Source organism: Bradyrhizobium sp. DN3, from assembly GCF_041357655.1.
GTDB lineage: Bacteria > Pseudomonadota > Alphaproteobacteria > Rhizobiales > Xanthobacteraceae > Bradyrhizobium.
This window is the reverse complement of the sequence record NZ_JAULLN010000024.1, coordinates 41,252-67,837: the sequence shown is the minus strand read 5'-3', so window position 1 is coordinate 67,837 and position 26,586 is coordinate 41,252. Positions and strand designations below refer to the sequence as shown.

Annotated in this window: 19 protein-coding genes; 4 read left to right on the top strand and 15 right to left on the bottom strand. The window is 65.0% G+C overall.

The features are described 5' to 3' along the window. Positions 1–37: 37 nt before the first annotated feature. From AAE027_RS29920 to AAE027_RS29890, 7 genes are all read right to left on the bottom strand, one after another. Positions 38–1,024, bottom strand: a complete 987-nt coding sequence (locus tag AAE027_RS29920) for an ABC transporter ATP-binding protein (protein ID WP_370987503.1) — start codon at positions 1,022–1,024, stop codon at positions 38–40. Next, entirely contained in the window at positions 1,021–2,028 is a 1,008-nt protein-coding gene (locus AAE027_RS29915) for an ABC transporter ATP-binding protein (RefSeq protein WP_128930818.1), read from the bottom strand. The genes AAE027_RS29920 and AAE027_RS29915 overlap by 4 nt, the downstream gene beginning before the upstream one ends. Continuing rightward, complete coding sequence (locus AAE027_RS29910; RefSeq protein WP_370987502.1) at positions 2,028–2,921, bottom strand: ABC transporter permease; 894 nt, start codon at positions 2,919–2,921, stop codon at positions 2,028–2,030. Before AAE027_RS29910 ends, AAE027_RS29915 begins: the two co-directional genes overlap by 1 nt. Positions 2,922–3,115: 194 nt before the next feature. Then, complete coding sequence (locus AAE027_RS29905) at positions 3,116–4,063, bottom strand: ABC transporter permease (protein ID WP_091887160.1); 948 nt, start codon at positions 4,061–4,063, stop codon at positions 3,116–3,118. A gap of 35 nt (positions 4,064–4,098) precedes the next feature. After that, positions 4,099–5,697 carry an ABC transporter substrate-binding protein gene (locus AAE027_RS29900; protein WP_370987501.1) on the bottom strand — a complete coding sequence of 533 codons (1,599 nt, stop codon included), beginning with the start codon at positions 5,695–5,697 and terminating at the stop codon, positions 4,099–4,101. A gap of 382 nt (positions 5,698–6,079) precedes the next feature. Further along, the gene (locus AAE027_RS29895) at positions 6,080–7,630 is read right to left on the bottom strand and encodes an AMP-binding protein (RefSeq protein WP_370987500.1); all 1,551 of its coding nucleotides are present in this window, start codon (positions 7,628–7,630) and stop codon (positions 6,080–6,082) included. Between the two features lie 19 nt (positions 7,631–7,649). Next, complete coding sequence (locus AAE027_RS29890; RefSeq protein WP_370987499.1) at positions 7,650–8,804, bottom strand: iron-containing alcohol dehydrogenase; 1,155 nt, start codon at positions 8,802–8,804, stop codon at positions 7,650–7,652. 503 nt (positions 8,805–9,307) lie between these two features. Here AAE027_RS29890 and AAE027_RS29885 point away from each other — a divergent pair. The 3 genes from AAE027_RS29885 to AAE027_RS29875 all read left to right on the top strand — a co-directional run bounded on the left by AAE027_RS29885 (position 9,308) and on the right by AAE027_RS29875 (position 15,166). Beyond that, positions 9,308–10,507: an efflux RND transporter periplasmic adaptor subunit gene (locus AAE027_RS29885; RefSeq protein ID WP_370987498.1), complete on the top strand. Its 1,200-nt coding sequence runs from the start codon at positions 9,308–9,310 to the stop codon at positions 10,505–10,507. Then, entirely contained in the window at positions 10,504–13,662 is a 3,159-nt protein-coding gene (locus tag AAE027_RS29880) for an efflux RND transporter permease subunit (protein ID WP_370987497.1), read from the top strand. Before AAE027_RS29885 ends, AAE027_RS29880 begins: the two co-directional genes overlap by 4 nt. A gap of 313 nt (positions 13,663–13,975) precedes the next feature. Beyond that, positions 13,976–15,166, top strand: a complete 1,191-nt coding sequence (locus AAE027_RS29875; RefSeq protein ID WP_370987496.1) for an ABC transporter substrate-binding protein — start codon at positions 13,976–13,978, stop codon at positions 15,164–15,166. A 234-nt stretch (positions 15,167–15,400) separates the two neighbouring features. Here AAE027_RS29875 and AAE027_RS29870 read toward each other — a convergent pair whose 3' ends face one another. Genes AAE027_RS29870 through AAE027_RS29855 form a run of 4 tightly spaced genes read right to left on the bottom strand, consistent with a single transcriptional unit; the run spans position 15,401 to position 19,990 of the window. Further along, complete coding sequence (locus AAE027_RS29870; RefSeq protein WP_370987495.1) at positions 15,401–15,787, bottom strand: MAPEG family protein; 387 nt, start codon at positions 15,785–15,787, stop codon at positions 15,401–15,403. A gap of 27 nt (positions 15,788–15,814) precedes the next feature. Further along, positions 15,815–16,897: a lipocalin-like domain-containing protein gene (locus AAE027_RS29865; protein ID WP_370987494.1), complete on the bottom strand. Its 1,083-nt coding sequence runs from the start codon at positions 16,895–16,897 to the stop codon at positions 15,815–15,817. Next, the gene (locus tag AAE027_RS29860; RefSeq protein WP_370987493.1) at positions 16,887–19,340 is read right to left on the bottom strand and encodes an ABC transporter permease; all 2,454 of its coding nucleotides are present in this window, start codon (positions 19,338–19,340) and stop codon (positions 16,887–16,889) included. Before AAE027_RS29860 ends, AAE027_RS29865 begins: the two co-directional genes overlap by 11 nt. After that, entirely contained in the window at positions 19,337–19,990 is a 654-nt protein-coding gene (locus AAE027_RS29855) for an ABC transporter ATP-binding protein (RefSeq protein WP_091887183.1), read from the bottom strand. The genes AAE027_RS29860 and AAE027_RS29855 overlap by 4 nt, the downstream gene beginning before the upstream one ends. 258 nt (positions 19,991–20,248) lie before the next feature. On the opposite strand from AAE027_RS29855, the gene AAE027_RS29850 reads away from it, so the two are divergent. After that, positions 20,249–21,574 carry an MFS transporter gene (locus AAE027_RS29850; protein WP_370987492.1) on the top strand — a complete coding sequence of 442 codons (1,326 nt, stop codon included), beginning with the start codon at positions 20,249–20,251 and terminating at the stop codon, positions 21,572–21,574. 194 nt (positions 21,575–21,768) lie between these two features. On the opposite strand, the gene AAE027_RS29845 is transcribed toward AAE027_RS29850, so the two are convergent. From AAE027_RS29845 to AAE027_RS29830, 4 genes are all read right to left on the bottom strand, one after another. Beyond that, complete coding sequence (locus AAE027_RS29845; RefSeq protein WP_370990408.1) at positions 21,769–23,484, bottom strand: N-acyl-D-amino-acid deacylase family protein; 1,716 nt, start codon at positions 23,482–23,484, stop codon at positions 21,769–21,771. A gap of 166 nt (positions 23,485–23,650) precedes the next feature. Continuing rightward, positions 23,651–24,859 carry an MFS transporter gene (locus AAE027_RS29840; RefSeq protein WP_370990407.1) on the bottom strand — a complete coding sequence of 403 codons (1,209 nt, stop codon included), beginning with the start codon at positions 24,857–24,859 and terminating at the stop codon, positions 23,651–23,653. A gap of 339 nt (positions 24,860–25,198) precedes the next feature. Continuing rightward, complete coding sequence (locus AAE027_RS29835) at positions 25,199–25,369, bottom strand: hypothetical protein (RefSeq protein WP_370990406.1); 171 nt, start codon at positions 25,367–25,369, stop codon at positions 25,199–25,201. An 85-nt stretch (positions 25,370–25,454) separates the two neighbouring features. Beyond that, positions 25,455–26,492, bottom strand: a complete 1,038-nt coding sequence (locus AAE027_RS29830) for an MBL fold metallo-hydrolase (RefSeq protein WP_370990405.1) — start codon at positions 26,490–26,492, stop codon at positions 25,455–25,457. Between the last annotated feature and the right edge of the window lie 94 nt (positions 26,493–26,586).

The following is a 26,586-nucleotide window of genomic DNA, read 5'->3' as shown; positions in this document are numbered from 1 at the left end:
GCTTTGCCTATCCTACGGGATCTTCGCCGGGACGACATTAGAGAGGTCGCCCCGTCCCCTCATTCAGCAAACACGCCACCCGATGTCCGCCAGCCGCCTCCACCAGCGCCGGCCGCTCCGTCTTGCACCGTTCCATCGCAAACCGGCAGCGGGTATGAAACGCGCAGCCCGAGGGCGGATTGACCGGGCTCGGCACGTCGCCGTCGACCAGCGGTGCAAGTTTCTTCGCGAGCGGATTGGCGACCGGCACCGAGGCGAGCAGCGCCTGCGTGTACGGATGGCGCGGGTTGCGGAACAGCTCGTCCTTGTCGGCGATCTCGACGATGCGCCCGAGATACATCACCGCGACGCGGTGGCTGATATGCGCGACCACGGCGAGATCGTGCGCGATGAAGAGATAGGAGAAGCCGTGCCGGCGTTGCAGGTCTATCAAAAGATTGATCACTTGCGCCTGGATCGAGACGTCGAGCGCGGAGACCGGCTCGTCGCAGACGATCAGCCGCGGCTCCAGTGCCAGCGCGCGCGCGATGCAGATGCGCTGACGCTGGCCGCCGGAGAATTGATGCGGGAAGTTGCGCATCTGGTCTGGTCGCAAGCCGACTTGTTCAAAGAGCTTGGCGACGCGCTCCTCCAGCGCCTTGCCGGTGGCGAGCCCATGCACAGCCAGCGGCTCGCCGACGATGTCGCCCGCGGTCATGCGCGGATTGAGCGAGGCGAATGGGTCCTGGAACACGATCTGCATCGAGCGACGGTGCGGCCGCAGCGCCGTCTTCGAGAGATGGGTGATGTCCTCGCCTTCCAGGCGAATCTGGCCCGAGGTCGGCTCGACCAGCCGCAGCACGCTGCGCGCCACGGTCGACTTGCCGCAGCCGGATTCGCCGACGAGGCCAAGCGTTTCGCCAACGCCAAGCGCGAACGAGACGCCATCGACCGCGTGCACGGTGCCGACCTGCCGGCGCAGCACGCCCGCACGCACGGGATAGTGCTTGATCAAGTCCGTGACCTCGAGCAGCGCCTCGCTCATGCCACCTCCGCCACTTCCTCCGCGCGCCAGCAGGCGGCGAGATGGCCGCCGCCCCAATCGGCGAGCGGCGGATATTCGTCCTGGCAGCGCTTGATCGCGAGCGGGCAGCGCGGCGCGAAGGCGCAGCCTTTCGGCAGCCGCACCAGCGACGGCACCGTGCCGGGAATTTCGTTCAGCCGCGGCGGCGCGGCGACGCCGGACGCCGGCACGGCTGGAATCGAAGCCATCAGCCCCCGCGTATAGGGATGCTTTGGCGATGCAAACAGCGCTTCGACGCTGGCTTCCTCGACCTTGCGGCCCGCATACATCACGATCACGCGCTGCGCGGTCTGCGCGACCACGCCGAGATCATGCGTGATCAGCACGAGCCCAGTGCCGAGCTCCTTCTGAAGGTCGAGGATCAGTGCCAAGATCTGCGCCTGGATTGTGACGTCGAGCGCAGTAGTCGGCTCGTCCGCGATCAGCAGCGCCGGCCGGCATGCCAGCGCCATCGCGATCATCGCGCGCTGGCGCATGCCGCCGGAGAGTTGGTGCGGATATTCGCGTGCGCGCCGCGCCGGCTCGGGGATGCGCACCAGCCGCAGCATCTCGACTGCGATATCCCCGGCCTCCTTGGCCGACAAGTTCCGGTGCAGCCGCACCGCCTCGACGATCTGGTCGCCGATTCGCATCACCGGATTGAGCGAGGTCATCGGCTCCTGAAAGATCATCGAGATGCGGTTGCCCCTGACGGCACGCATCTTCGCTTCATCCAGCGCCAGCAGATCGGTGCCTTCGAGCGTGACGGAGCCGCCGACAATGCGGCCCGGCGGATCAGGCACTAGCCGCATCAGCGATAGCGCCGTGACGCTCTTGCCGCACCCGGATTCGCCGACGATCGCCAGCGTCTCGCCGCGCTTCACGGTGAATGAAACGTCGTCAACCGCCTTGAAGAGTCCCGAATTGGTGAAGAACACCGTCTTCAGGTTCTTCACGTCGAGCACGAGATCGGATTTGTCAGCCATCAGCCGCGCTGCCGGGGATCGAGGATATCACGCAGGGCGTCGCCGAACAGGTTGGCACCGAACACGGCGAGGCTGATGGCGATGCCCGGGAAGATCACCAGCCACGGCGCGGTGCGGACATATTCGGCGGCGGATTCCGAGAGCATACGCCCCCACGACGGATAAGGTTCGGGAATGCCGAGGCCGAGGAAGGACAGCGAAGCCTCGGTCAGGATGGTCGAGCCGAGCTGGGCAGTCGCCAGCACGATCAGCGGCGCCAGCGTATTCGGCAGCACGTGGCGCAGCGCGATCCGCATCTCGCTCATACCGATCGATTTTGCCGCCTCCACGAAGGGCTGCTCGCGCAGTGCCAGCGTGTTGGCGCGGATGACGCGCGCGACGGTCGGAATCAGCGGAATGGCGATGGCGATGATCACGTTCGGCAGCGACGGGCCAAGCGCGGCGGTCATCACCAGCGCCAGCACCAAGAGGGGCAGCGCCTGGAGAACGTCGGAGACGCGCTGGAACACGAGGTCGACCCAGCCGGAGAGATAACCGGAGGTGAGGCCGACGATCACGCCGATCGAGCCGCCGAGCGCCGTGGAGCCAAGCCCGACCGCGAGCGAGATCCGTGCACCGTGGATGATGCGGCTGAACACGTCGCGGCCGAAGGAATCGGTACCCATCCAGTGCGCCAGGCTCGGGCGGGCCAGCGCGCGGGCGGAATCGACCGTCAGCGGATCGTAGCGCGCGATGAAGTCGGCGAAGATTGCGGTGAGCACGAACACCGTCATGATGACGAGCCCGGCCGCGCCAAGCACGTGCCGCTGCGCCATGAACAGCACGCGCCGCCAGCCGCCGGTCGCATGCGCCCCGGCCCGCCTCAGTTCAACGTCGAAGTCGATCGTGGCCATGCTGCTACCTTCCCCCTCGCCCCGCTTGCGGGGAGAGGGTCGGGGTGAGGGGGGCTCTCCGCGGGGGAGGTGAGAGTTGGACTCGCGGAGAGTCCCCCTCACCCGGATCGCATCTAGCGATGCGATCCGGCCTCTCCCCGCAGGCGGGGAGAGGCGAAGAATGCGCATGCGCTGAGCGGGCAAACATCATGTGGCTAATCCGTGTACCTGATCCGCGGGTCGAACACCGCGTAGAGCATGTCGACGGTGAAATTCGCGAACACGACCACGACCGCGATGAACATCACGAGGTTCTGCACGATCGGATAATCGCGCCAGCGGATCGCCTCGACCAGGAAGCGGGCGACGCCGGGGATGTTGAACACGGTCTCGGTCACGATCAGACCGCCGATTAGGAATGCCGCCTCGATGCCGATCACGGTGATCACAGGCAGGATCGCATTCTTCAGTGCGTGGTGATAGTTCACGGCGGCGTCGGATGCGCCCTTGGCGCGGGCGGTGCGGATATAATCCTGCCGCAGCACCTCCAGCATCGAGGAGCGGGTGATGCGCATGGTCAGCGCGGCGCTGCGGAAGCCAACGGCGGCCGCCGGCACGGCATAGGTGGCAAACGCCTCGAGCCACGTCTGCGGATTGGGATTGAAGATCGGCATCTGGCCGAACATCGCCACCGACGCAGTGAGGATCAAAAGGCCGAGCCAGAACGAGGGCAGCGACAATCCGCTGAGGCTGACGACACGCAGCGCATAGTCGAGTCGAGTGCCCTGCTTCACGGCGCTGATGACGCCGAGCGGGATGCCGATGGACGCCGAGAACAACAGCGCGAGGCCAGCAAGCCGCGCCGTGATCGGAATCCGCGGCAGGATCTCCTGAAGCGCCGGCTTCTCCGAGACGTAGGAATAACCAAAGTCGCCGCGCAGAAGACCGCTGATCCAGTGCCAATATTGCACGATCAACGGCTGGTCGATGCCGAGCTCCTTCTCCAGATTGGCCTTGTCGGCGGGATCGACATAGCCGGCCGCGGCGAACAGGATGTCGACGATGTTGCCGGGGACGACGCGCAGCAGGAAGAAGATGACGATCGAGATCCCGAACAGGGTCACGAGCATCAGGAACAGGCGTCGCACCAGATAGGCAAACATGCACCGCCTCCTGTCGAACGCCTCAGCCGCCCGCGTTACTTGTCGAGCCAGACGTCCTCATAGCGAAAGCCGTTATAAGAGCTGTTCGACATGATCGTGATCCCCTTGACATAGGGCTGCCAGCAGGTGCCGGCCCGCGCATGGAAGATGATTGGGCGGGCGACATCCTCCTGCAGCTTCTTGTCGATGTCCCAGACCAGCTGCTTGCGCTTGCCAACGTCGATCTCCTGCGACTGCACGTCGAACAGCTTCTCGATCTCCTTGTTGCAATAATTGGTGTAGTTCCGCTCCGAGCCGCAAGAGTAGTTCTCGTAGAATGACTGGTCGGGATCGTCGACGGAATTTCCGGTCAGGTTCAGGCCGAGCATATAATCCTTGCGTGCGACCTTCGGGAACCAGTTCGCGGTTTCCACGACGTCGAGCTCGCCGTCGATATAGATGCTCTTGAGCTGGTCGATCAGAATCACCGCGGGATCGCGATATTCCGCGAGATTGCGTGTCGAGACCTTCACGGCGAGGTGCTTGTCGGGGCCGTAGCCGGCCTTCTGCATCAGCTTTTTCGCCTCCTCCCGGTTCGCGTTCACGTTCGGGCCATAGCCTGGAATGGTCTCCAGCTTGTCCTTGGGCATGCCCCAGATGCCCTGCGGCGGCGGCAGCATGGTGCCGCCGATATCGGCCTGGCCTTCGAACAGAATGTCGACGAAGGCCTTGCGGTCGAGCGCGAGCGCCATCGCCCGGCGGATGTCGATGTTGTCGAACGGCGCGGAAGTCGAATTGACGATGATGTTGGTCGAAACGTTGGTCGGCTCGACTGCGCAGATCGCGTTTGGCGCCTGTGACTTGATATCCTTGAGGAGCGGGATCGTGATGTGCGTCGGGAAGGTCATGTCGAACTTGCCGGCGACGAAGGCGAGGATCGCGGTCGAGCGGTTCGTGATGATCGTGTACTCGATGCCGTCGAGATGGGGCAGGCCCTTCTTCCAGTAGTCCGGGTTTCGCGTCAGCTTGATCGATTCATTGGCCTTGAACTCGACGAACTTGAACGGGCCGGTTCCGACCGGATGGGTGCGCATGTCGGCCGGCGAGACGTGACAGGGGTAGATCGGCGTATAACCGGATGCGAGCATCGCCAGCAGCGACGGTTGTGGCCGCTTCAGGTCGAAGGAGACCTCGAAATCGCCGTTCGGCGTGACGTTGTTGACCTCATTGTACCAGGCCTTGCGCGGATTCTGCCGCAGCTTCTGCTGCGATTTGCCCATCAGGAGATCGAAAGTGCATTTGACGTCGGCCGAGGTGAACGGCTTGCCGTCATGCCATTTGACGCCCTGGCGCAGTTTGAAGGTCAGCTTCTTGTTGTCGCCGCTCCAGGACCAGCTCTCGGCCAGCTCTGGCCTCAGGGTATCAGGGCTGTTCTGCGCGATGTGCTGGTCATAGATGACCAGATTGTTGAACACCCCCATGAAGGGCACGTTGATCGAATAGGTCGCGCCCTCGAGGATGGACGCATTGGCCGGGCTATCGCGATGATACATCCGCAGGATCCCGCCCTGCTTGGGCTCGCCGGCAAGCGCAATGGTCGAAAACGCCAGCAAAGATAGCGCCGCCGTCGCGGCGAGCGCCCGCACGCTCCGCATCCTCGTCCTCCCTGGACATCGGCCTTTTGGCCTGTTTGAGGGGACGATAGCGATGGGCGTGGAGGGAGGCAACCGGCAAGGCCGTCCACGCTCTCGACAATTCGGATGACGGAAGGCCGCAGGGTTCATTCTCTCACGATGTGAGAGTGCAGGTGCGAAAGGACGGTTCCTGTATCGATGTTGGGGCGCAAGCCACATCAACAAACTCCGGTGTCGTCCCGGACAAGCGCGCCCGAAGCGCGCGCCGATCCCGGACCCATAGCCACCGGGAGTGGTTTGGCGAAGACTCGGAGTTGCCTGCTCGCGCGACGATTGTTCCCTTTGGCTATGGGTCCCGGCGACCTCGTCGCGCCCCGGGACGACGGCTGAGTGTGGCTGCGCCTCACACGATCCGCGATGCCTTGTTCCCCCAGTACCTATCCCGCAGCAACCGCTTGTACAGCTTCCCCGTCGGTAGCCGCGGCAATTCCTTTTCGAAATCGACCGAGCGCGGCACCTTCTGCCGCGACAGCGATTTTGCGCAGAACGCGATCAGCTCTTCCGCCAGCGCAGGGCCCGGCACCACGCCCGGTATCGGCTGCACCACCGCCTTCACCTCTTCGCCGAGATCGGCATTGGGCACGCCGAACACCGCGGCGTCGGCGACCCTTGGGTGGGTGATCAGCAGATTCTCGCATTCCTGCGGGTAGATGTTCACGCCACCGGAGATGATCATGAAGGTCGCGCGATCGGTGAGGTAGAGAAAGCGGTCCTTGTCGACATAGCCGACGTCGCCGACCGTGCTCATGCTGCCGTCGGCCGAGCGCGCCTCCCGGGTCTTCTCGGGGTCGTTGAAATATTCGAACGGCGAGGCGGTCTTGAACCAGACCTGGCCCGGCGTGCCGGTCGGGCATTCCCTCATGTTCTCGTCGAGAATGTGGAGGTCGCCGAGCAGCACCTTGCCGACGGTGCCGCGATGGGCGAGCCACTCCTCGCTGTTACAGGCAGTGAAGCCGAGGCCCTCGGTGGCGCCGTAATATTCATGGATGATCGGGCCCCACCATTTGATCATGTCGTCCTTGACCAGGGCCGGGCAGGGCGCCGCGGCGTGGATCGCGATCTCCAGCGACGACAGGTCGTAGCGGTTGCGCATCGCCTCCGGCAACTTCAGCATGCGCGAGAACATCGTCGGCACCAGCTGGGTGTGGGTGATGCCCCATTGCTCGACGAGCTCAAGGTAACGCTCCGGATCGAAACTCTCCATGATGATCACGGTGCCGCCCATACGGATCGTGAGGTTCACGGCAGCTTGCGGCGCAGAGTGATAGAGCGGCGCCGGCGACAGATAGACCATGCCCTCGCGGTAGTGCCAAAGTTTCGTCAGGAAATCGAACAGCGGCAGATTGTGCCTTGGCGGCTCCTCCGGCAGCGGCCGCAGGATGCCCTTGGGCCGTCCGGTCGTGCCCGACGAATACAGCATGGCGGTGCCGAGCCACTCGTCTGCGATCGGCGTCGTCGGCAGATCGGCGGTCACCTCCGCAAGACCGACGATGCGGTCGCTCTCGCCCGGGCCATCGGCGACGATGCAGAGCTTGACGTCGGGGCAGGCCTGGATCGCCTCGCGCGCGATGTTGAGCTTCGCCACCGACGTGATCAGAATCTTGGATTGGCTGTTGACGAGGAGATAGGCGAGCTCGCCCGGTGTCAGGAAGGAGTTGATGCAGGTGTAGTAGAGGCCAGAGCGCTCGCCCGCGCCGCAGGCCTCGAGATAGCGCGAATTGTTCTCCATGAAGATCGAATAATGATCGAGCCGGTTCAGGCCGTGCCTGCGAAACAGATGCGCGAGGCGGTTGCTGCGCGCCTCCAGCTCGCGATAGGTAACGGTCTCGCCCGTCGCCGCCATGATGAAGGCAGGCTGGAGCGGATGTAGGCGGGCATGCTGACCTGGGTACATCAGTCCTCCGGCTTTTGGATCATGCGGCAAGAAGCAGGATTTCACGCACTTGCGCCGGGCTGTCGATCCTGCGCGGATTGTGCGGGATCCAATTCGTCCGCATCGCCTGTGCGGCGATGGCGTCGAAATGCTCCGGCGACACGCGCACCTCGGCGAGGCTGCGCGGCATGCCGAGCGAGCGAATGAAGGCATCGAGCACGTCGGCGGCATCTCGGCCAGGAAAGCCCATGGTGGCCGCGACGATCATCTGGCGCTCGGCATTGTCGGGCGCATTCCAGCGCATCACCGCCGGCAGCATGACGCAGGAGGTGTAGCCGTGGGGCACGTCGAAGGCCGCGCCCAGCGCGTAGCCGATGCCGTGGCTCGCGCCCATCGGTACGCCCGCTGCGAGTGCGCCCATCGACAGCCAGGTACCGATCTGCGCATCCATCCGCGCGTCGAGATCGGCAGGATCGGCCTTCACCCGCGGCAGCGCGTCGGCGAGCATGGCGAGGCCCTTCACCGATTGCGCGTCGGCATAGGGGTGTGTCTCGGGCGAGCAGATCGCTTCGACGCAATGGTCGACGGCGCGGACGCCGGTGGACAGGAACAGCCATTCCGGCGTGTGCACTGTGATGGCGGGATCGAGGATGGTCGCGCGCGGTACCATGAGCGGATGCCGCAGCATCTGTTTCACATGCGTGCTGCGGTCGGTGACGCCCGCAATCGCGCTGAACTCGCCGCCGGCGATCGTGGTCGGCACGCTGATCTGCCGCACGCTTGGCGCGGTCATCTCGGGCGCAACACCCTTGTGCACGCGGATGCGCTCGATGCCGCCGATATCGTCGATGCCATTGGCGAGGCAAAGCTGCACCGCCTTGGCGCCGTCGGTGATGGAGCCGCCACCGACGGTAACGATCAGGTCGGCATTCACCTCGCGCGCCGCATGGGTGGCGGCGATCACCGCCTCGCGCGGCGTATGCGCCGGCATGGCGTCGAACAGGCCGGCGCAGCGCTCGCCGAGCGCCTCCCTGATCTTCGTGATCTCGTCGGTCTGCCGGTTGAGCGTGCCCGAGACCATCAGGAAGGCGCGGCGCGTTCCCAGCCGGTCCATCTGCGCGACGATGGCTTCTGCTGCAGGATGGCCGAACACGACCTCCTCGATCGCGCCATAAACGACACGTCCCTGGTGCACGCTTGTCCTCCCCGGACAATTCGTCTTGTTTTTGTAGGGGGTAGTCTAGACGAGCAGTTGCGGCCCGTCATGCGCGAAGACGCTGGGCCTCTTCTTAACCCTCCCCTGGAGGGGGAGGGTCGGCTAACATTGAGCGAAGCGAAAATGTGTGCCGGGGTGGGGTGACGGTCTCTCCGCGATGAACAGCGCCCGAGTGGAGAGATCACCCCACCCCGCTCGCGCTGCGCGCGATCGACCCTCCCCCTCCAGGGGAGGGTGAACGCAGCGTGGACCTCGCCTCCTCCATTCATGAGCCCCGCGAATAAGTCCAATCGAATTCCGCCCGCTAATCATCGCGTGCGCGGCCGGCTAATCCCCCTGTCAACCCGCCATCCGGTCAGGGCATGCGGCCGGGCATTGCGCGTGCATTGGTCTTGAAGAGTTCATCATTGCCGCCCATGTTGTGTCCCCCGCGAGTGGGCGCTTATCCCGCATTTTCCGCGGCTTTTATGCGAGGACCTCGGATGACTGGACCGGACGGAAGCGAGCAGTTTGTCAAAAAGCACGATTTCGTTCAGCACAGCGCAATTGCCGGGCTTCTTGCCGCGGCATTCGCCCTGTCCGGCTGCGACAAGCTGGCGTCACAGGCCGCTGCCCCGCCGCCGGCGCCGGTGACGGTCGCCCAACCGGTCAAGCGCACTGTCACTGATTGGGACGAGTTCACCGGTCGCTTCGAGGCGGTCGAGGAGGTGCAGGTGCGCCCCCGCGTCGGCGGCTTCGTTAACTCGGTTGAGTTCCAGGACGGCGCCATCGTGCGTCAGGGCGATCTGCTCTACGTGATCGACTCCCGTCCGTTCGAGGCGGTGGCTACGCAGGCAGAGGGTCAGCTGTCGGACGCGCGGGCCAAAGTGGAGCTTGCCAAGCGCGAGCTCGACCGCGGCCTCAACCTGGTGCAGACCAGCGCGGTCTCGGAGCAGGTCGTCGATCAGCGCCGCCAGGCCTTGCAGGCCGCACATGCCGCCGAGACGCAGGCCGAGGGCGCGCTGAAGGCCGCCAAGCTCAACATCGAGTTCACGCATGTGACGGCGCCGCTGACCGGTCGCGTCAGCCGCCACCTCGTCAGTCCCGGCAATCTCGTGCAGGGCAGCGACAACGGCGCTTCGACGCTGCTGACCTCGATCGTCACGCTGGATCCGATCTACATCTATTTCGACATGGATGAGGCGACTTTCATCAAATACAGCAAGCTGTGGTTCGAGGGGCGGCGCCCAAGCTCGCGCGACACCGCGAACCCGGTGCAGGTGACGCTGGCCGGTGAAACCAAGCCGTCACATGAGGGCACCGTGAACTTCCTCGACAACCGCCTCGATGTCTCGACCGGCACGCTGCGCAGCCGCGCGGTGGTCAAGAACACCGACCTGTCGATCCTGCCCGGCCAGTTCGGGCGTGTCCGCCTGATCGGCAGCGCGCCCTATGAGGCGCTGCTGATTCCGGACGTCGCTATCGCGACCGACCAGTCCCGCAAGATCGTGTTCGTGGTGAAGCCCGATGACACGGTCGAGGCGCGTCCTGTGGTGCTCGGGCCGCTCGATGACGGCCTGCGCGTGATCCGCGAAGGGTTGAAGGCGGAGGACCGCGTCATCGTCAATGGCATCCAGCGCGCCCGCGTCGGCGCCAAGGTCGCCCCGCAGACCGCGCAAGCCCCGGCCGGTGGCAAGTCATGAATCTTGGCCGCCTCTCCATCAACCAGCCCATCCTGGCGATGGTGCTGTCGATCGTGCTGCTGATCGTCGGCGCGATCGCCTACACCACGCTGCCGGTCTCCGAATATCCGCAAGTGGTGCCGCCCACCGTGGTCGTCACCACGCAATATCCCGGCGCCTCCGCGCAGACCGTGTCCGACACGGTCGCAGCTCCCATCGAGCAGGAGATCAACGGCGTCGAGGACATGCTGTACCTCTACAGCCAGGCGACCTCGAACGGCCAGCTCACCATCACCGTCACCTTCAAGCTCGGCACCGATCTCGACAAGGCCCAGGTGCTGGTGCAGAACCGCGTCGCTATCGCGCAGCCGCGTTTGCCGGAGGAAGTGCAGCGCAACGGCGTCACCACGCGCAAGAACTCGCCCGACATCCTGATGGTCGTGTTCATGCTGTCGCCGGACGACACGTTCGACCAGCTCTACATCTCCAATTATGCGCTGCTCCAGGTCCGCGACCAGCTGCTGCGTCTCGACGGCGTCGGCGACATCCAGATCTTTGGCGCACGCGACTATTCGATGCGACTGTGGCTCGATCCTGACCGGATCGCCAATCTCGGCCTGACCTCGGCCGAGGTGCTCGCGGCGATCCGCGCCCAGAACCTGCAGATCGCCGGCGGCCAGATCGCCGAGCCGCCGATCGCCGACCGCGCCTTCCAGCCGAATCTCACCTTCACGGGACGCCTGAAGGATCAGAAGCAGTTCGAGGACATCCTGATCAAGGCCGGCTCCGACGGCCGGGTCGTTCGTTTGCGCGACGTTGCCCGCATCGAGCTAGGGGCGCTGGCGTATTCCACCAACAGCTTCCTGCTGCGCAAATCGGCGGTGGCCATGCTGGTGACCCAGCGGCCCGGATCAAACGCGCTCGCGACGGCGAAAAACATCTCCGACACGATGACGAAGCTCAAGGCGAGCTTCCCTCGCGGACTTGACTACAATATCGGCTACAACCCGACCGAGTTCATCGCGCAGTCGGTCCACGAGCTGATCAAGACTATCTACGAGGCCATGCTGCTCGTGGTCGTCGTCGTGCTGGTGTTCCTGCAGGGATGGCGGCCCGCGATCATCCCGATCATCGCGATACCGGTGTCGCTGGTCGGCACCTTCGCGGTGATGGCGGCGCTGGGCTTCTCCATCAACAATCTCACGCTGTTCGGCCTCGTGCTCGCCGTCGGTATCGTGGTCGACGACGCCATCGTCGTGGTCGAGAATGTCGAGCGGCATCTCGAGCACGGCATGAGCCGGCGCGACGCCGCGCTGAAGACGATGGAAGAGGTCGGTGGCGCGCTGGTCTCGATCGCGCTGGTGCTCTGCGCGGTGTTCGTGCCGACCGCGTTCCTGGGCGGCATTTCCGGCCAATTCTTCCAGCAATTCGCCGTCACCATCGCGGTCGCGACTGCGATCTCCTGCTTCTGCTCGCTGACGCTGTCGCCGGCGCTGGCCTCGCAGATCCTGGTGCCGCACGAAGAGAAGAAGCCGCCGGCCGCCTGGAACGTCATTGCGCGGGGCTGGGATGCCTTCACTGGCGTCTTCAACCGCGTGTTTGAGCGGCTGGCGCATGGTTATGCCGGTCTTGCCAATTTCGTGATCCGCCACTCCGTTGTGATGCTCCTGATCTACGTCGTGCTGATCGGCAGCGCCGGCTGGCTCATCGTGACCACGCCGCAGGGCTTCATTCCGGCGCAGGATCGCGGCTACGTCATCATCTCTGTACAGTTGCCGGGTGCGGCGTCACTGGCACGTACCACCGAGGTCGTGCGCGAGATCGAGCGCATCTCGCTGGATACGCCGGGTATCGTCCGCGTTGCGGCCTTCGCTGGCTTCTCCGGCGCCACCCGCACTCAGGCCGGCAATGCGGCGGCGCTGTTTCCAGTGTTCGACGAACCGGAGGCGCGGCTGAAGAAGGGGCTGTCCGCCAACGCCATCACGGCCGAGCTGCGCAAGCGCCTGTCCGCGATCCAGGGCGCGTTCATCATCGTGATTCCGCCACCGGCCGTGCCCGGCATCGGCACAGGCGGCGGCTTCACCATCCGCGTCCAGGACCGCCAGGGTCGCGGGCCTGAAATGCTGGCAGCCGCGACCGACGAGCTGGTCGCCGCCGCGCGCAAGGCGCCAAGTCTCACCTCGGTGTTCTCGCCGTTCACGGCCAACACGCCGCAGCTCTTCGTCGACATCGACCGCACCAAGGCGCAGAAGCTCGGTGTTCCCATCTCCAACATCAACGACACGATCCAGACCTATTTCGGATCGACCTATGTCAACGACTTCAATCTGTTCGGCCGCACCTACCACGTCACCGCGCAGGCCGATTTCCCCTACCGCAAGGAGCCCAGCGATCTCGCACGCCTGCGCACGCGCAACGCCTCCGGCGACATGGTGATGCTCGGCAGTGTGGTCGAGTTTAGGGATGTGTCGGGTCCCGACCGCGTCGCGCGCTATAATCTTTACGCGGCGTCCGAATTGCAGGGCGAGCCGGCGCCGGGCACCAGCTCGACCACCGCGCTCAACACCATCAAGAAGCTCGCGGACGACACGCTGCCGAGTGGCTTCAGCTTCGAATGGACCGACCTGTCCTATCAGCAGGTCACCGGCGGTAATGCCGGTCTCTACGTGTTTCCGATCTGCGTGCTGTTCGTCTATCTCGTGCTCGCCGCCCAATATGGCAGCTGGACCTTGCCGTTCGCGGTGATCCTGATCGTGCCGATGTGCCTGCTCGCTGCCACCATCGGCGTGCGCATCATGGGGCAGGACGTCAACATCCTCACCCAGATCGGCTTCGTGGTGCTGGTGGGATTGGCGGCAAAGAACGCGATCCTGATCGTCGAGTTTGCGCGCGATATCGAGAACGAAGGCAAGCCGCGGCTCGAGGCCGTCATCGAGGCCTGCCGATTGCGCCTGCGGCCCATCCTGATGACGTCGTTCGCCTTCATCCTGGGCGTCTTGCCGCTGGTGATCTCGAGCGGCTCCGGCTCGGAGATGCGGCAGGCCGTCGGCGTCGCCGTGTTCTTCGGCATGATCGGCGTCACCCTGTTCGGACTTCTGTTCACGCCGATCTTCTACGTGGTGGTACGCAACCTGGCGGAGGGGCGGCGGGATAAGAAGGCGGAGGTCGCGGGCTGACCATCGTCGGGAGTCCATCAGCGTAGCCACAATCACGCTGTCGTCCCGGACAAGCGCAAGCGCAGATCCGGGACCCATAGCCACAGGATCGAGTTTGGCGAAGACTCGCGGTGACCAGCTGCGCGCGATAGCTGCTCCCTGGGGTTATGGGTCCCGGATCTACGCGCGCTTGAAGCGCGCTTGTCCGGGACGACATCATTTCTGTGGAGCGCGCGCCCATACTAACGGCCTACGCCGAAATGGATGGGCACGCGTGGGGTTCTTCACTACTATCCGCGCGATTTCACAACAGAAGACTGTCGGGAGATAACATATGAAATCAGCATTTTTGGTGGCCGCTGCGTCTGCCGTATTGTTGGCGGTGCCTGCCTCGGCGCAGGGCGTCAAGATCGGCATCCTCAACGACCAGTCCGGCGTCTATGCCGACTACGGCGGCAAATGGTCGGTCGAGGCCGCCAAGATGGCGATCGAGGATTTTGGCGGCGAGGTGCTCGGCCACAAGATTGAGCTCGTCACCGCCGACCACCAGAACAAGCCGGATCTCGCCAGCTCGATCGCGCGGCGCTGGTACGACGTCGAGAACGTCGACATGATCACGGAGCTGACGACCTCCTCGGTCGCGCTCGCGATCCATGAGCTCTCGAAGGAAAAGAAGAAGATCGACATCGTGGTCGGCGCCGCGACCTCGCGCCTCACCGGCGATGCCTGCCAGCCCTATGGCTTCCACTGGGCCTACGACACCCGCGCGCTCGGGGTCGGCACCGGCGGTGCGCTGACCAAGGCCGGCGGCGACACCTGGTTCTTCCTCACCGCGGACTATGCCTTCGGCTACGCGCTGGAAAAGGACACCAGCGAGATCGTCACCGCCAACGGCGGCAAGGTGGTCGGCTCGGTGCGCGTGCCGCTCAACTCGTCGGACTTCTCCTCCTTCCTGCTCCAGGCGCAGAGCTCGAAGGCGAAGATCGTCGGCCTCGCCAATGCCGGTCTCGACACCACCAACTCGATCAAGCAGGCGTCTGAGTTCGGCATCGTCGCCAGTGGCCAGAAGCTTGCGGGCCTCCTGATGACGCTCGCCGAGGTGAACGGCCTCGGGCTTCAGGCCGCGCAAGGCCTGGTGCTGACCGAGGGCTATTACTGGGATCTCAACGACAAGACCCGCAATCTCGGCGAACGCTTCTTCAAGCGCACCGGGCGGATGCCGAGCATGATCCACGCCGGCACCTATTCGGCGACGCTGAGCTATCTTAAGGCGGTCAAGGCCGCCGGCACCAAGGATCCGGACGCGGTCGCCAAGAAGCTGAAGGAGCTGCCGGTCAACGACGACTTCGCGCAAGGCGGCAAGGTGCTCGAGAACGGCCGCATGATCCACGACATGTACCTGTTCGAGGTCAAGAAGCCCTCGGAATCGAAGAAGCCCTGGGACTATTACAAGCTGCTCGCCACTGTCCCCGGCGACAAGGCCTTCTTCACCGCCAAGGAAAGCGGCTGCCCGCTGACGAAGTAGGGAGAAGGGTCACAGCGAGCACCACACCCTCGCTGTCGTCCCGGACAAGCGCAGCCCTGGCAACGCGCCAGCGTTGTCGGGAGCGGAGCGCCGATCCGGGACCCATAACCACAGGCAGAAGTGGTTACAGGGACTCGGAGTGATCGACTCGCGCTAAACCACTTTCTGTGGTTATGGGTCCCGGATCGGCGCGCGCTTGGGGCGCGCTTGTCCGGGACGACGGCCGTGGTTGGGCTACACCAGCCGCAACACCACCGCCCCCAACGCGCCCGCCCACAGCGCGATGGCGGCGAGGCTCTGGATCGCAAATCCCGGGCTGCGCTTTGCCGCCGCCTTGGAATAGCCGACGAAATAGACGAAGCGGCCGATGATCCAGACGACGCCGATGCCGGCTGCGATGGCGTCGCTGATATAGGTCGCGAACAGCCACAGCGCCGGCAGGAAGATCGGCATCCATTCCAGCGTGTTCATCTGGATGCGGAAGGCGCGTTCGAAATCCGGATGGCCCGACATCGCCGGCACCTTGACGCCGGTCTTGTCGCGCGACCGCGCGACGTTGATACAGGTGAAGAAATAAAATGCGATCGCCAGCAGCGTGACGAGGGCGGTGAGATGATACATCGTTGGTTCCTTCGCAGAGATCGCGCTTCAATAGCCGGTCAGCTCGAGATAGCCAACGCCGTCATGCGTGCCGGCAAAGCTGATCGGTCCCTCCCAATAGGAGAAGCCGGTCCCCATCCAGGCTCTTGGATTGAGTGGCTTGCACAGGATCGAGAACGATCGCGAGGGAATTGCGATCTGCCATTCCACCGGCAGCTTGCGTCCCGCAACGTCTGCGGTTGCCTTCGGCATCATCTGGATTTCGCTCCCTGCAATCATCTGCGTCTCGCCGGCGGCGTTGATCCAATTGCCGAACGGATAGTTTTGGCCGTCCTTCTGCCGCAGCCGGTACAGCATCAGCTTGTCGCCGGATGCGAGATGCAGCGACAGCCAATCCCAGCCGGTCTGGTCGGCATCGAGCGGCTGACTGCTCCATTCGCGGTCCATCCAGGCCTGGCCTGACACCTCGACCTGCTTGTCATCGATGGTGAGCGTGCCGCGCGCGCGGTAGAACGGCTGGCTGTAATAGTAGGACGCCTGCCCACGCTCGGACTTGCGGCTGTAGCCGCCGTCGCCCTGCAACACCACCGGACGGTCGGCCTCCAGCGTCAGTGCGTAGCTGAAGTCGATGGCGGAGGCCTTCAGCGTCAGCGGCGCCAGCGTGCGATCGTCGGCGCGCTCGAGACCCTTCATCTCCCAATCGTCGATCCAGGCATCGAACGGCTTGGCCGTGACGCCGGCCTGCCCCACGCCACCGCGTGAAAACGTCTCGTTGAAGCGATGGGTGTCGGCGCGCGTCACCGCCGCATGTCCCATCCACACCTGCTGATTGCCCCAGCCCTCGGCTTGCGGGCCCGGCCGCGCCGCCTGGCGGAACAGCGTCCATTGCAGGCCGCAAGCCGCGCCGCTGCTATCGACGAGGTTCGCCGTGAGATACCACCACTCGATGCGAAATTCCGGATGCGGCCCGTGATCGCTCGGAAAGCTGAAGACCTTCCCCGGCGTCACCTTGGCAAAGCCATCAGCGGTTTCGCCGAGCCCGGCATAGCCCTGTGCGCGTGCGCGGCCTGCAAGCGCGAGTGCGGCGATGCCGCCGGCGAACGCACGCCGTGAGATCCGATCAGCGCTCATTGGCGAACACCTTGACGAGGTTCGCTGGCTGCATCCGTGCCAGCCGTAGCATCGGCAGTAGCGCGGCAATCAGCGAGGCGAGCAGCGCGACCGCGACCAGCTCGGCCAGCTGCAGCGGAAACACATGGAACGGCAGCCGCCATCCGAACGCCTTCACATTGACGATCGCGATCAGGCACCACGCCACCAACAAGCCGAGCGGCACCGCCAGCAGCGATGTGAACAGCGCAACCGACAGCGTCTTGGTCAGCTCGATCGCGGCAAGGCGCGGCCGCGTGAGCCCGATCGCCCACAGCGGCGCGAGCTGCGGCAGGCGGGAATTGGCCAGCGTCAGCAGGCTCGTGAGCAGAGCGATGCCGGCGACGCCTAGGGTGAAGGCATTCAGCGCGGAGGTCACCGCAAAGGTGCGGTTGAAGATGCGAATCGATTCCGCCTTCACCGTCGCCTGGTCGGCAACGCTGCGATCGTCGAGCGCAAACTGCGTCTGCAGGGCCGCGATCAGGCCGGAGATATTCTCCTTCGCGACGATGAGCCCGATCCGCGTCTGCGGCGTCTGCGGAAAATGCCGGATCAGCGCCGCGACATTGACGGCGAGCTGTCCCTTGGGGTTGCCGTAATCGGCATAGATGCCGACGATGTCGAGCTCCCAGGTCCCGCCCGGCGCCGGCACCTCTAAGACGTCGCCGACGCGGACGTTCAGCCGGCGGCTTAATTGCTCGCTGATGAAGGCGGCATTGCCCGGCACGAGCCGGGTCCAGGCACGCGGCGCGGCTTCCAAGAGCGGCCAGCGCTCGCGATAGAGCGCGTGATCGGGCAGGCCGAGCAATTCCACCGGCTGGCCCTGAACATGCGCCTCCGCACGTCCGCCCGAGAGGATCGCCTGGACGTCGCTACGCTCGCGCAGCCAGTTCCGGATCGCAACACCTTGCGCATTGTCGGACGCGCTGATGTAGACGTCGGCGGCCAAGCGTCCATTGAGCCAGCCGATGAAGGTCCGGCTGAACGTCTCCACCATGGTGGACACTCCGACATTGACGGCGAGCGCGAGCAGCAGCGCCATCAGCGCCAGCGACAACCCGGAGAGTTGTTGCCGGCTGTCGGCCCAGAACCACAGCGCGAGCGGCTTACGCGCAAAATGCTGGCCGACGAGCAGGATGAGTTCGAGAAAGGCCGGAAGGATCAGCGCCGCGCCGAACATCAGCGCCGCCAGCACGCCAAAGCCGGCGATCAGCGATTGCCCATAGTGAAGCAGCAGCAGCGCGATCGCGAACACCATGCACGCCGCAGCACTTTGCAGGATCAGCCAGCGGCGTTGCTGCTGCTGCCAGGCGCGCGGCTGAGCCGTTGCCAGCACCGGCATCCTGATCGCCTTGATCAGGCTGGTCGCCGCCGCCACCAGCGCGCCGGCAATGCTGATGCCGATACCGGCCAGCCACCATTCGGAACGCAGCGTCAGCTGCCCCGGGATCTGCGCGCCATAGAGCCCGCGCAGCGACGCTGCGACGTCGGGTAACAGCGCGGCCGCGATGAAATAGCCGCAGACGAGCCCGATCAGCCCGGCGACCAGCGCCAATACCACCAGCTCGACCACCAGCACCGTGTTGACCAGCCGCGCCGAGGCGCCGCAGGCGCGCAATGTCCGCAGCATCGGCAGCCGCTGCTCGAAGGCGAGGCCGACGGCCGAGTTGACGATGAAGAGCCCGACGAAGAACGACAGCAGACCGAAGGCGGTGAGATTGAGGTGAAAACTGTCGGTGAGGCGCTCCAGCTCCGTCTCCGCATTCGGCTCGACCCGCTGCAATTGATCGCCAACGATGCTTTGCAGCGGCGCGGGCTTGCCCTTCGCCGTGCCGAGCAGGAGCCGCGACACCTGGTCCGGCTTGTTGAGCAGCCGCTGCGCCACGCCGATATCGACCACGAGCACGTCGGGCACGAGCTGCGGCAGCACGCGCAGTGGCGGCAACTTCGCGCCGCTGCTGATCGCCGGCGCCGCGCCTTCCGGCTCCTGCAAATTGGCCAGCGCCACCAGCGTCTGGCCCGGCGGCGCAACGAAGCGGCTCAAATCAGATGCACCAAGGCGCGGTGCATTGCCGACGTCGGCCGGCAGCGTTACCGGCTCGATGCCGAGCAGCCGCATCGTGTGTCCATTGATCTGGACCCTTCCCTCCAGCACCGGGGAGACCGGCCAGCCCGCGCGTCGGAGTCTTATGAACAGCTCTTGGGAAAAGGTCGCGGTATCAGGCGCCACCAGCATCGCGGTGCGAACGCCGCCAAAGGTTGCGGCGGCGCGGTCATAGGCGCTGCGGGCCTGCTGGTTGATCGCCTGCACGCCGCTCCACAGCGCGGTCGCCGCGATCAGTCCGATCAGCAGCGTTGCGAACTGCATCCTGTGGCGCCGCCAATGGCTCAGCAGTACGGCGAGGACCCACAGCGCGCGCCTCATGCGATGCGCCCCCCATGCAAAGTGAGATGGCGGTCGAGCGTTGCTGCCAGATGCAGGCTGTGCGTCACCATCAGGAAGCCGCAGCCGGTGCGCGCCACGAGATCGCGCGTCAGCGCCAGCACATCCTCGGCGGTGGTTTCGTCCAGATTGCCGGTCGGCTCGTCCGCCAGCAGCAGCGAGGGCTTTGTGGCCAGCGCCCGGCCGATCGCGACCCGCTGCTGCTGTCCGCCCGATAATTGCTCTGGATAACGTTTGAGCAGGCTGCCAAGTCCGAGCCGTTCGATCAGCTCTTTCGTCCAGGCCGCATCATGCCGGCCCGCGATCCGGGCCTGGAAGGCGAGATTGTCTGCGACCGACAGGCTCGGGATCAGGTTGAATTGCTGAAACACAAGGCCGATCCGGTCGCGTCGCAGCTCCGCGCGTCCTGCATCTGACAGCTTGGTGACCTCGATATCCACCAGCCGGATCGAACCGCCATCGGCAGCATCGAGGCCGGCGATGAGGTGCAGCAGCGTGCTCTTGCCGCTGCCTGATTCTCCCGTCAGCGCGACGCGCTCGCCGGCCCGGAGGTCGAGATCGACGCCACGCAGCACGTGGACCGGCTCGCCGGCCGAGAAGAAGGTCTTGGATAGATTCTTGATGCTCAGCACGGGCCTGCCATTTTTTTCACCTCTCCCGTCGGGAGAGGTCGCGCCGAAGGCGCGGGTGAGGGGTTAAGGCCTGTCGTGGGACCTGAACCCCTCACCCGATTTGCTGCGCAAATCGACCTCTCCCCGGTGGGGAGAGGTAAGAATGCTGCGTAGCACACTTGCTGCGGAAATGCCGGGTTGCGTTGGTCTCGAACCCGTTGTTAGCTCCCAAGACGGCCAAATCAAAAAAGTGCCGCAAAGACATAAACGGGGAGATTTATGAGCGCTCAGGGAACGCCGTCCGCGGCGAGCAAGCCGACCGGGACGCCGAAGGGCGCCTGGACCATCACTTTTCTCCTGTTCCTGTTCATGCTGGTGAACTTCGCCGACAAGATCGTCGTCGGCCTCGCCGGCGTGCCGATCATGGCGGACCTCAAGCTCACGCCGGAGCAATTCGGCCTGCTCGGCTCTTCGTTCTTCTTCCTGTTCTCGATCTCGGCCATCGTGGTCGGCTTCATCGTCAACAAGGTGCCGACGCGCTGGGTGCTGTTGGCGCTCGCGGTGGTCTGGGCGCTGGCGCAGTTTCCGATGGTCGGCACCGTCTCCTTCACGACGCTCCTGATCTGCCGCATCGTGCTGGGCGCCGGCGAAGGTCCGGCCTTCTCGGTCGCCGCGCACGCCATCTACAAATGGTTCCCCGACGAGAAGCGCACGCTGCCCACCGCGATCCTGTCGCAAGGCTCGGCCTTCGGCGTGATCATCGCGGTGCCGGCGCTGAACTGGATCATCGTCAACCATTCCTGGCACTACGCCTTCGGCGCGCTCGGCGTCATCGGCCTGATCTGGGTCTGTGCCTGGCTCGCGCTCGCCAAGGAAGGCCCGCTGGAGGACACGCAGGCGCTCGCGGCTGCCGAGACGAAGATTCCCTACATTCAGCTTCTCACCTCGCGCACCTTCCTCGGCTGCGTCGCCGCCACCTTCGGCGCCTATTGGGCGCTGTCGCTCGGACTGACCTGGTTCACGCCGTTCATCATCAAGGGCCTCGGCTTCTCGCAGAGCCAGGCTGGCTGGATCTCGACCCTGCCCTGGATCTTCGGCGCCACCATCGTGATCCTGACCGGCTGGATCTCGCAACTGATGATGGTCCGCGGCTCGACCACGCGCGTCGCTCGTGGTGTGCTCGGCTCCGTGCCGCTGGTCGTCGGCGGCCTGATCCTGGCATCGATGCCGCATGTCCAGGGCGCCGGCCTTCAGCTCGCGCTGCTCGTGGTCGGAACGGGCCTGTGCGGCGCGATCTATGTCGTCTGCCCGCCCATGCTCGGCGAGTTCACGCCGACCTCGCAGCGCGGCGCCATCCTCGCGATCTACGGCGCGCTCTATACGCTCTCGGGCATCATCGCACCCGCCGTGATGGGCACCGTGATCCAGCACGCCGGCAGCATGCTCGACGGCTACATGACCGGCTTCACCATCAACGCCGCGATCATGGTCGGCTCCGGCCTGCTCGGTCTGCTCCTGCTCTGGCCGAACACCGAACGCGCCAGGCTGACGCGCGGTGCCGCCCCGAAGGCGGGCGCGCTGAAGAGCGCGGTATCGCCGACGTAAGGGGGGCTCTCTCTCACCCTCCCCTGGAGGGGGAGGGTCGATCGCGCGAAGCGCGAGCGGGGTGGGGTGATCTCTCCACGAGCAACACTGTTCGACGTGGAGAGACTGTCACCCCACCCCGTCTCACATTTCGCTGCGCTCAATGTGAGCCGACCCTCCCCCTCCAGGGGAGGGTAAGCCAGCAATCACCGTCGCTAATCGACCCCCTGCGCCCCTCGAATCAATTTCCCCGGTCGCCGTCCCGTCGCCTCGCCGTGCCGCCGCGTCACCACGCCCGACACGATCGTCGCCTCGTAGCCGTCGACATCCTGCAACAGCCGCCGGCCGCCGACCGGGAGGTCGTAATGCACCTTCGGCGGATGCAGATGCAGGCGGTCGTAGTCGATCACGTTGACGTCGGCCTTGTAGCCGGGCGCAATCAATCCGCGATCGGTGAGGCCGACCGAGAGCGCGGTCTTGCGCGACTGCGCCGCGACCACGAACGGGATCGACAGTCTCTCGCCGCGCTTGCGGTCCCGCGTCCAGTGCGTCAGCAGATAGGTCGGGAAGCTGGCATCGCAGATGATGCCGCAATGCGCGCCGCCGTCGGACAGGCCGGGCACCGATTGCGGATCGATCAGCATCTCGCGCGTCGCATCTAAGTTGCCGTCCGAATAGTTGAGGAAGGGCACGTACAGCATGCCGCGGCCCTCGTCCGACAGCATCGCATCGTAAGCGAGCTCCTCAGGCTGCCGGCCTTGCTTGCGCGCCTGTGGCCCGAGCGCATTTTCCGGCGGCTGCTCGTAATCAGGGGGATCGCCGAGCAGGAACATCTTGTCGTAGTTGGGCCGGAAGAACAGCGGATCGTCGGTCGCCGTCGCCGTCTCGCTCAGGATCGCCTTGCGCACGTCGCTCTGATGCAGCCGCGCGAGGCGCGCCTGCAGCGGCAGATGCGCGATCGCCTGGTAGCTCGGATGGGTCTGGAACGGGTTGCGCGACAGCTCGAGCCCGAGCAGCAGGCCCACCGGGCGCGCCGCGATCTGCGCGGTGATGGAGAGGCCGCGCTGTGCGGCCGCATTGATCTCGTCCAGCGTCTGGCGCCAGCGCTGCGGCGCCTTGTCGTTCTGGGTGATCGAGAATGAGATCGGGCATTTGGTGGCATCCGCCACCCGCAGCATCATCGGCAGGTCTTCATGGATGGTGGAGAGATCGAGCACGAATTGCAGCACGCTGCGGCCCTGCCGATGCATCGCGCCGGCGATCGCGGTGAGCTCGTCCTCGCCCGCCTTCAGTGTCGGGGTGAAATCGCCGGTCGAAGTGCGATGATTGAGCGTGCGCGAGGTCGAGAAGCCGAGCGCGCCGGAGCGCACCGCCTCGCCCGCGAGCCTCGCCATTGCTGCGTTGTCCTCGGCGGTCGAGGGATCGCGGCGGGCGCCGCGCTCGCCCATGACATAGACGCGCAGCGCCGCATGCGGCAGTTGCGCGCCGACGTCGATGTCGAAATCGCGCTTGGAGAGCCAGTCCATGTAGTCCGGAAAGCTCTCCCAGGCCCAGGGAATCCCGGCGCTCAGCACGGGCTCGGGAATGTCCTCGACACCTTCCATCAGCTGGATCAGGCGGGTGTGGTCATCAAGCCTGCAGGGCGCAAAACCGACGCCGCAATTGCCCATGATCGCGGTGGTGACGCCGTTCTGCGACGACGGCGTGATGTCCTGGCTCCAGGTGACCTGCCCGTCGTAATGGGTATGCACGTCGACGAAACCCGGTGTCACCAGTTTGCCGCGCGCGTCGATCTCCTCCTTGCCCTTGGCCGAAACCTTTCCGACCTCGCTGATCCTGCCGCCGGTGATGGCGACGTCGGCCTCGAACAATTCGCCGCCGCGCCCATCCGCAACGGTGCCGCCGCGGATCACGAGATCAGGGGTGTTCATGGTGTTTCTTCCCGTTTTGTTTTGTTGTTGCTGTCGTCCCGGCGAAGGCCGGGACCCATAACCACGACTTCCAGTTTGGCGATGGCTGGCAATGACCAACCCGCACCATAACTACTTTCGTGCGTATGGGTCCCGGCCTCCGCCGGGACGACAGTTATAGTTGTCGCTACGAATCGCTTTGCCGCTTCCGCTCCGTGAACGGTGACAGCACCACCGTCGCGACCATGAAGATCACGGAGGCGCCGAACACCCAGTGCGGCGCACTCTGGTCCATGATCCAGCCAAACAGCAACGGGCTGATGATGCCGCCGAGATTGAATCCGGTGGAGACGATGCCGAAGGCGCGCCCGGCAGCGCCGGCAGGCGCGGCATTGCGGACCAGCATGTCGCGCGAGGGCGCGATCACGCCGCTGAGGAAGCCCGCGGCCGTCATGGCAGTGGTGAGAGCCCAGCCCGGCAGCGTAGCGAGTGCGATCAGCAGCACGATTGCCGCGTTCGCGGCAAAGCAGGCCGCAGCGACCTGGCCGTGCCGCTCGGTCCGGTCGGCGAGGAAACCGCCTGCGAGCACGCCGATGGCGCTGGCGCCAAGGAACGCCGTCAGCGCAATGTTGGCGGCGGAGTAGGAGGCGCCGTAGCCGCTCATCAGCGCCACCACGCCGAAATTGTTGATGCCGGCGACCGACAGGCTCAGCAGCATGAACAGCGCGGTCAGCGTGATCAGCGCCGGCGTGATGACGGCCTGTTTTGGCGCGTTCGCGTTGCCCGGCTTCTTCTTATGCGCGCCGGCGTCGGGAATGTTCATGGCGATCAGCAGCAACGCCACCGCAACACCGATCGCGCCCGAGGCGATCAGCGCCCCAGTGCCACCGGACAATGTGACGAGCGCCGCCACGATAGCCGGTGCGACGGCGCCGCCGAGAAAGCCGGCAAAGGTGTGGATCGAAAAGGCGCGGCCCATGCGCGCCTCGTCCATGTGTTCGGCCAGGATCGCGTAATCGGCCGGATGATAGACGCTGTTGGCGAGGCCCAGCAGCACGGCGCAGGCGATCAGCGAGGCGTAACTGAGGTGCAGGCCGAGCAGGATCAGCGCGACGCCGCCGAGCGCGAGCCCGGCCAGCAGAATTCGCCGCGCGCCAAAATGATCGACGAGATAGCCGGTCGGCGCCTGCGTCAATCCCGACACCACCGCAAATACGGTGAGGGCGAAGCCGAGCTCGATATAGCCGACGCCGAGCTGGCTCTTGAGGAACGGGAACAGCATCGGCAGCACCAGCAGATGGAAATGGCTGACCCAATGCGCGATCGAAATCCCCGTCAGCGTGCGCAGCGCGCTGTCCGCCTTGCCTTGCTGCGCTGCGGCGAGAACATCGACCATTGCAGTTCCGTCTTGCGTCCGAAAGGGAGGCGCAAACTATCGGGCAGAGCGGTTATTTGTCCATGAACGCAGGCGCATGGCAGGTAGTGCGGGCGGTGGACGTGAGAACGCCTCCCTATCGTCGTCCTGGACAAGCGCAGCTCCTGACAACGCGCAGCGTTGTCTGGAGCGGAGCGCCGATCCAGGACCCATTACCCCAGGGAGCAGTTTGACGAAGATTCGGAGTTGCTTGCTCGCCCTACCATTCCGCGCTGGGGTAATGGGTCCTGGCTTTCGCCAGGACGACGGCGGAGGGTGTGGCGCCAGTGCGCCGTCAAACTCAATCTGCCAGCACCGCCCTCACAACGGTTCGTCGTCTGGCCCGTAGCGGTCGCGCTTCGGCGTTGCGATGTCGCCGTCCTCGTAGTCGTCGTCGATCTCGCGCGGCGGCGGGGGCTTTTTCGCCTTGTCGCTCGGCGTCCTGTCGTCCGCGATTTTGGGCGGCTGGCTCGGCTTGCCGGTCTTGGCCATGACTGGTTCCGGATGGTGATGCTGCACCCGATCCTATCCGGAAAATATGTGCGGTACCTGACCTATCGCAAGAAGGGGCGGCCGTTCAGTGCATCACCGGCCCGCCCGCCTTCTTCCAGGCATCCAGGCCGCCGGCGATATGGGCGGTGTTGGAAAGGCCGGCTTCCTTGGCGGCGGCCACCGCCATCGCCGAACGTTCGCCGAAGGCGCAGAAGAACACGACGCGGCGGCCGGTGGCGGCCGCGACCTCGCGCAGCATGCCGCCGGGCTTGAGGCTCTCCTCCACGGATTGATAGGGCGTGTGCAGCGCGCCTTCGAGCATGCCGTGCTTCATCCGCTCGTTGCTCTCGCGCAGATCGACGAGCAGGACGTCGGGCCGGCCGAGGATGCGGATCGCCTCGATCGCGCTGAGCACGCGGCCCTCTTTCTCGAGCTCCTCCTGATGCAGGCCGACATGCATGTTGGCGGGGACCGCCACATCCATCATCTTCGGATTGGGCAGCTTCAGATTGGCCATCAGCTCGATATATTCGTCGACCGAGCGCACCTGGAGCCGCGGATTGTAGCGCTTCTCCTCGCCGATGGTGGAGACGGTGTCGCCCTTGTAGTCATGCGCCGGGAACACCATCGTCTCGTCCGGCAGCTTGAGCAGGCGGTTGAAGATCGAGTCGTATTGCGCGCGCGATGAGCCGTTCTGGAAATCGGTGCGGCCGGTGCCGCGGATCAGAAGCGTGTCGCCGGTGAAGACGCGGTCGCCCATTAGATAGGAGTAGGAATCGTCGGTGTGACCGGGCGTGTACATCACGTCGAGCGACAGGCCCTCGATCGTCACCTTGTCGCCGTCGGCGACGCGCATGGCGACGACGTCGGCCTTGGTCTGATCGCCCATCACGGTCATGCAATGGGTGCGGTCGCGCAGCTCGCCGAGACCGGTGACGTGGTCGGCGTGCAGATGGGTGTCGACCGCCTTGACAAGCTTGAGGTCGAGCTCGCGCAGCAGCTGGCAGTAGCGATCGACCTTCTCCAGCACGGGATCGAGGATCAGCGCCTCGCCGCCTGGACGGCTCGCAACGAGATAGCTGTAGGTGCCCGAAACGCTGTCGAAGAGCTGGCGGAAGATCATGGCAGGACCCGGCGTGGAACTGATTTCGAGGATTCTACTACGTCAGGGGCCAGGAAGAGAAGCAATTCACTGTGTAGACAAGAAAATTTGGAAG

Bases quoted from the DNA above. Each gene is read 5' to 3' on its own strand.
- AAE027_RS29920 (WP_370987503.1), bottom strand. From the start codon at position 1,024: ATGAGCGAGGCGCTGCTCGAGGTCACGGACTTGATCAAGCACTATCCC.
- AAE027_RS29915 (WP_128930818.1), bottom strand. From the start codon at position 2,028: ATGGCTGACAAATCCGATCTCGTGCTCGACGTGAAGAACCTGAAGACG.
- AAE027_RS29910 (WP_370987502.1), bottom strand. From the start codon at position 2,921: ATGGCCACGATCGACTTCGACGTTGAACTGAGGCGGGCCGGGGCGCAT.
- AAE027_RS29905 (WP_091887160.1), bottom strand. From the start codon at position 4,063: ATGTTTGCCTATCTGGTGCGACGCCTGTTCCTGATGCTCGTGACCCTG.
- AAE027_RS29900 (WP_370987501.1), bottom strand. From the start codon at position 5,697: ATGCGGAGCGTGCGGGCGCTCGCCGCGACGGCGGCGCTATCTTTGCTG.
- AAE027_RS29895 (WP_370987500.1), bottom strand. From the start codon at position 7,630: ATGTACCCAGGTCAGCATGCCCGCCTACATCCGCTCCAGCCTGCCTTC.
- AAE027_RS29885 (WP_370987498.1), top strand. From the start codon at position 9,308: ATGACTGGACCGGACGGAAGCGAGCAGTTTGTCAAAAAGCACGATTTC.
- AAE027_RS29880 (WP_370987497.1), top strand. From the start codon at position 10,504: ATGAATCTTGGCCGCCTCTCCATCAACCAGCCCATCCTGGCGATGGTG.
- AAE027_RS29875 (WP_370987496.1), top strand. From the start codon at position 13,976: ATGAAATCAGCATTTTTGGTGGCCGCTGCGTCTGCCGTATTGTTGGCG.
- AAE027_RS29870 (WP_370987495.1), bottom strand. From the start codon at position 15,787: ATGTATCATCTCACCGCCCTCGTCACGCTGCTGGCGATCGCATTTTAT.
- AAE027_RS29865 (WP_370987494.1), bottom strand. From the start codon at position 16,897: ATGAGCGCTGATCGGATCTCACGGCGTGCGTTCGCCGGCGGCATCGCC.
- AAE027_RS29860 (WP_370987493.1), bottom strand. From the start codon at position 19,340: ATGAGGCGCGCGCTGTGGGTCCTCGCCGTACTGCTGAGCCATTGGCGG.
- AAE027_RS29850 (WP_370987492.1), top strand. From the start codon at position 20,249: ATGAGCGCTCAGGGAACGCCGTCCGCGGCGAGCAAGCCGACCGGGACG.
- AAE027_RS29845 (WP_370990408.1), bottom strand. From the start codon at position 23,484: ATGAACACCCCTGATCTCGTGATCCGCGGCGGCACCGTTGCGGATGGG.
- AAE027_RS29840 (WP_370990407.1), bottom strand. From the start codon at position 24,859: ATGGTCGATGTTCTCGCCGCAGCGCAGCAAGGCAAGGCGGACAGCGCG.
- AAE027_RS29835 (WP_370990406.1), bottom strand. From the start codon at position 25,369: ATGGCCAAGACCGGCAAGCCGAGCCAGCCGCCCAAAATCGCGGACGAC.
- AAE027_RS29830 (WP_370990405.1), bottom strand. From the start codon at position 26,492: ATGATCTTCCGCCAGCTCTTCGACAGCGTTTCGGGCACCTACAGCTAT.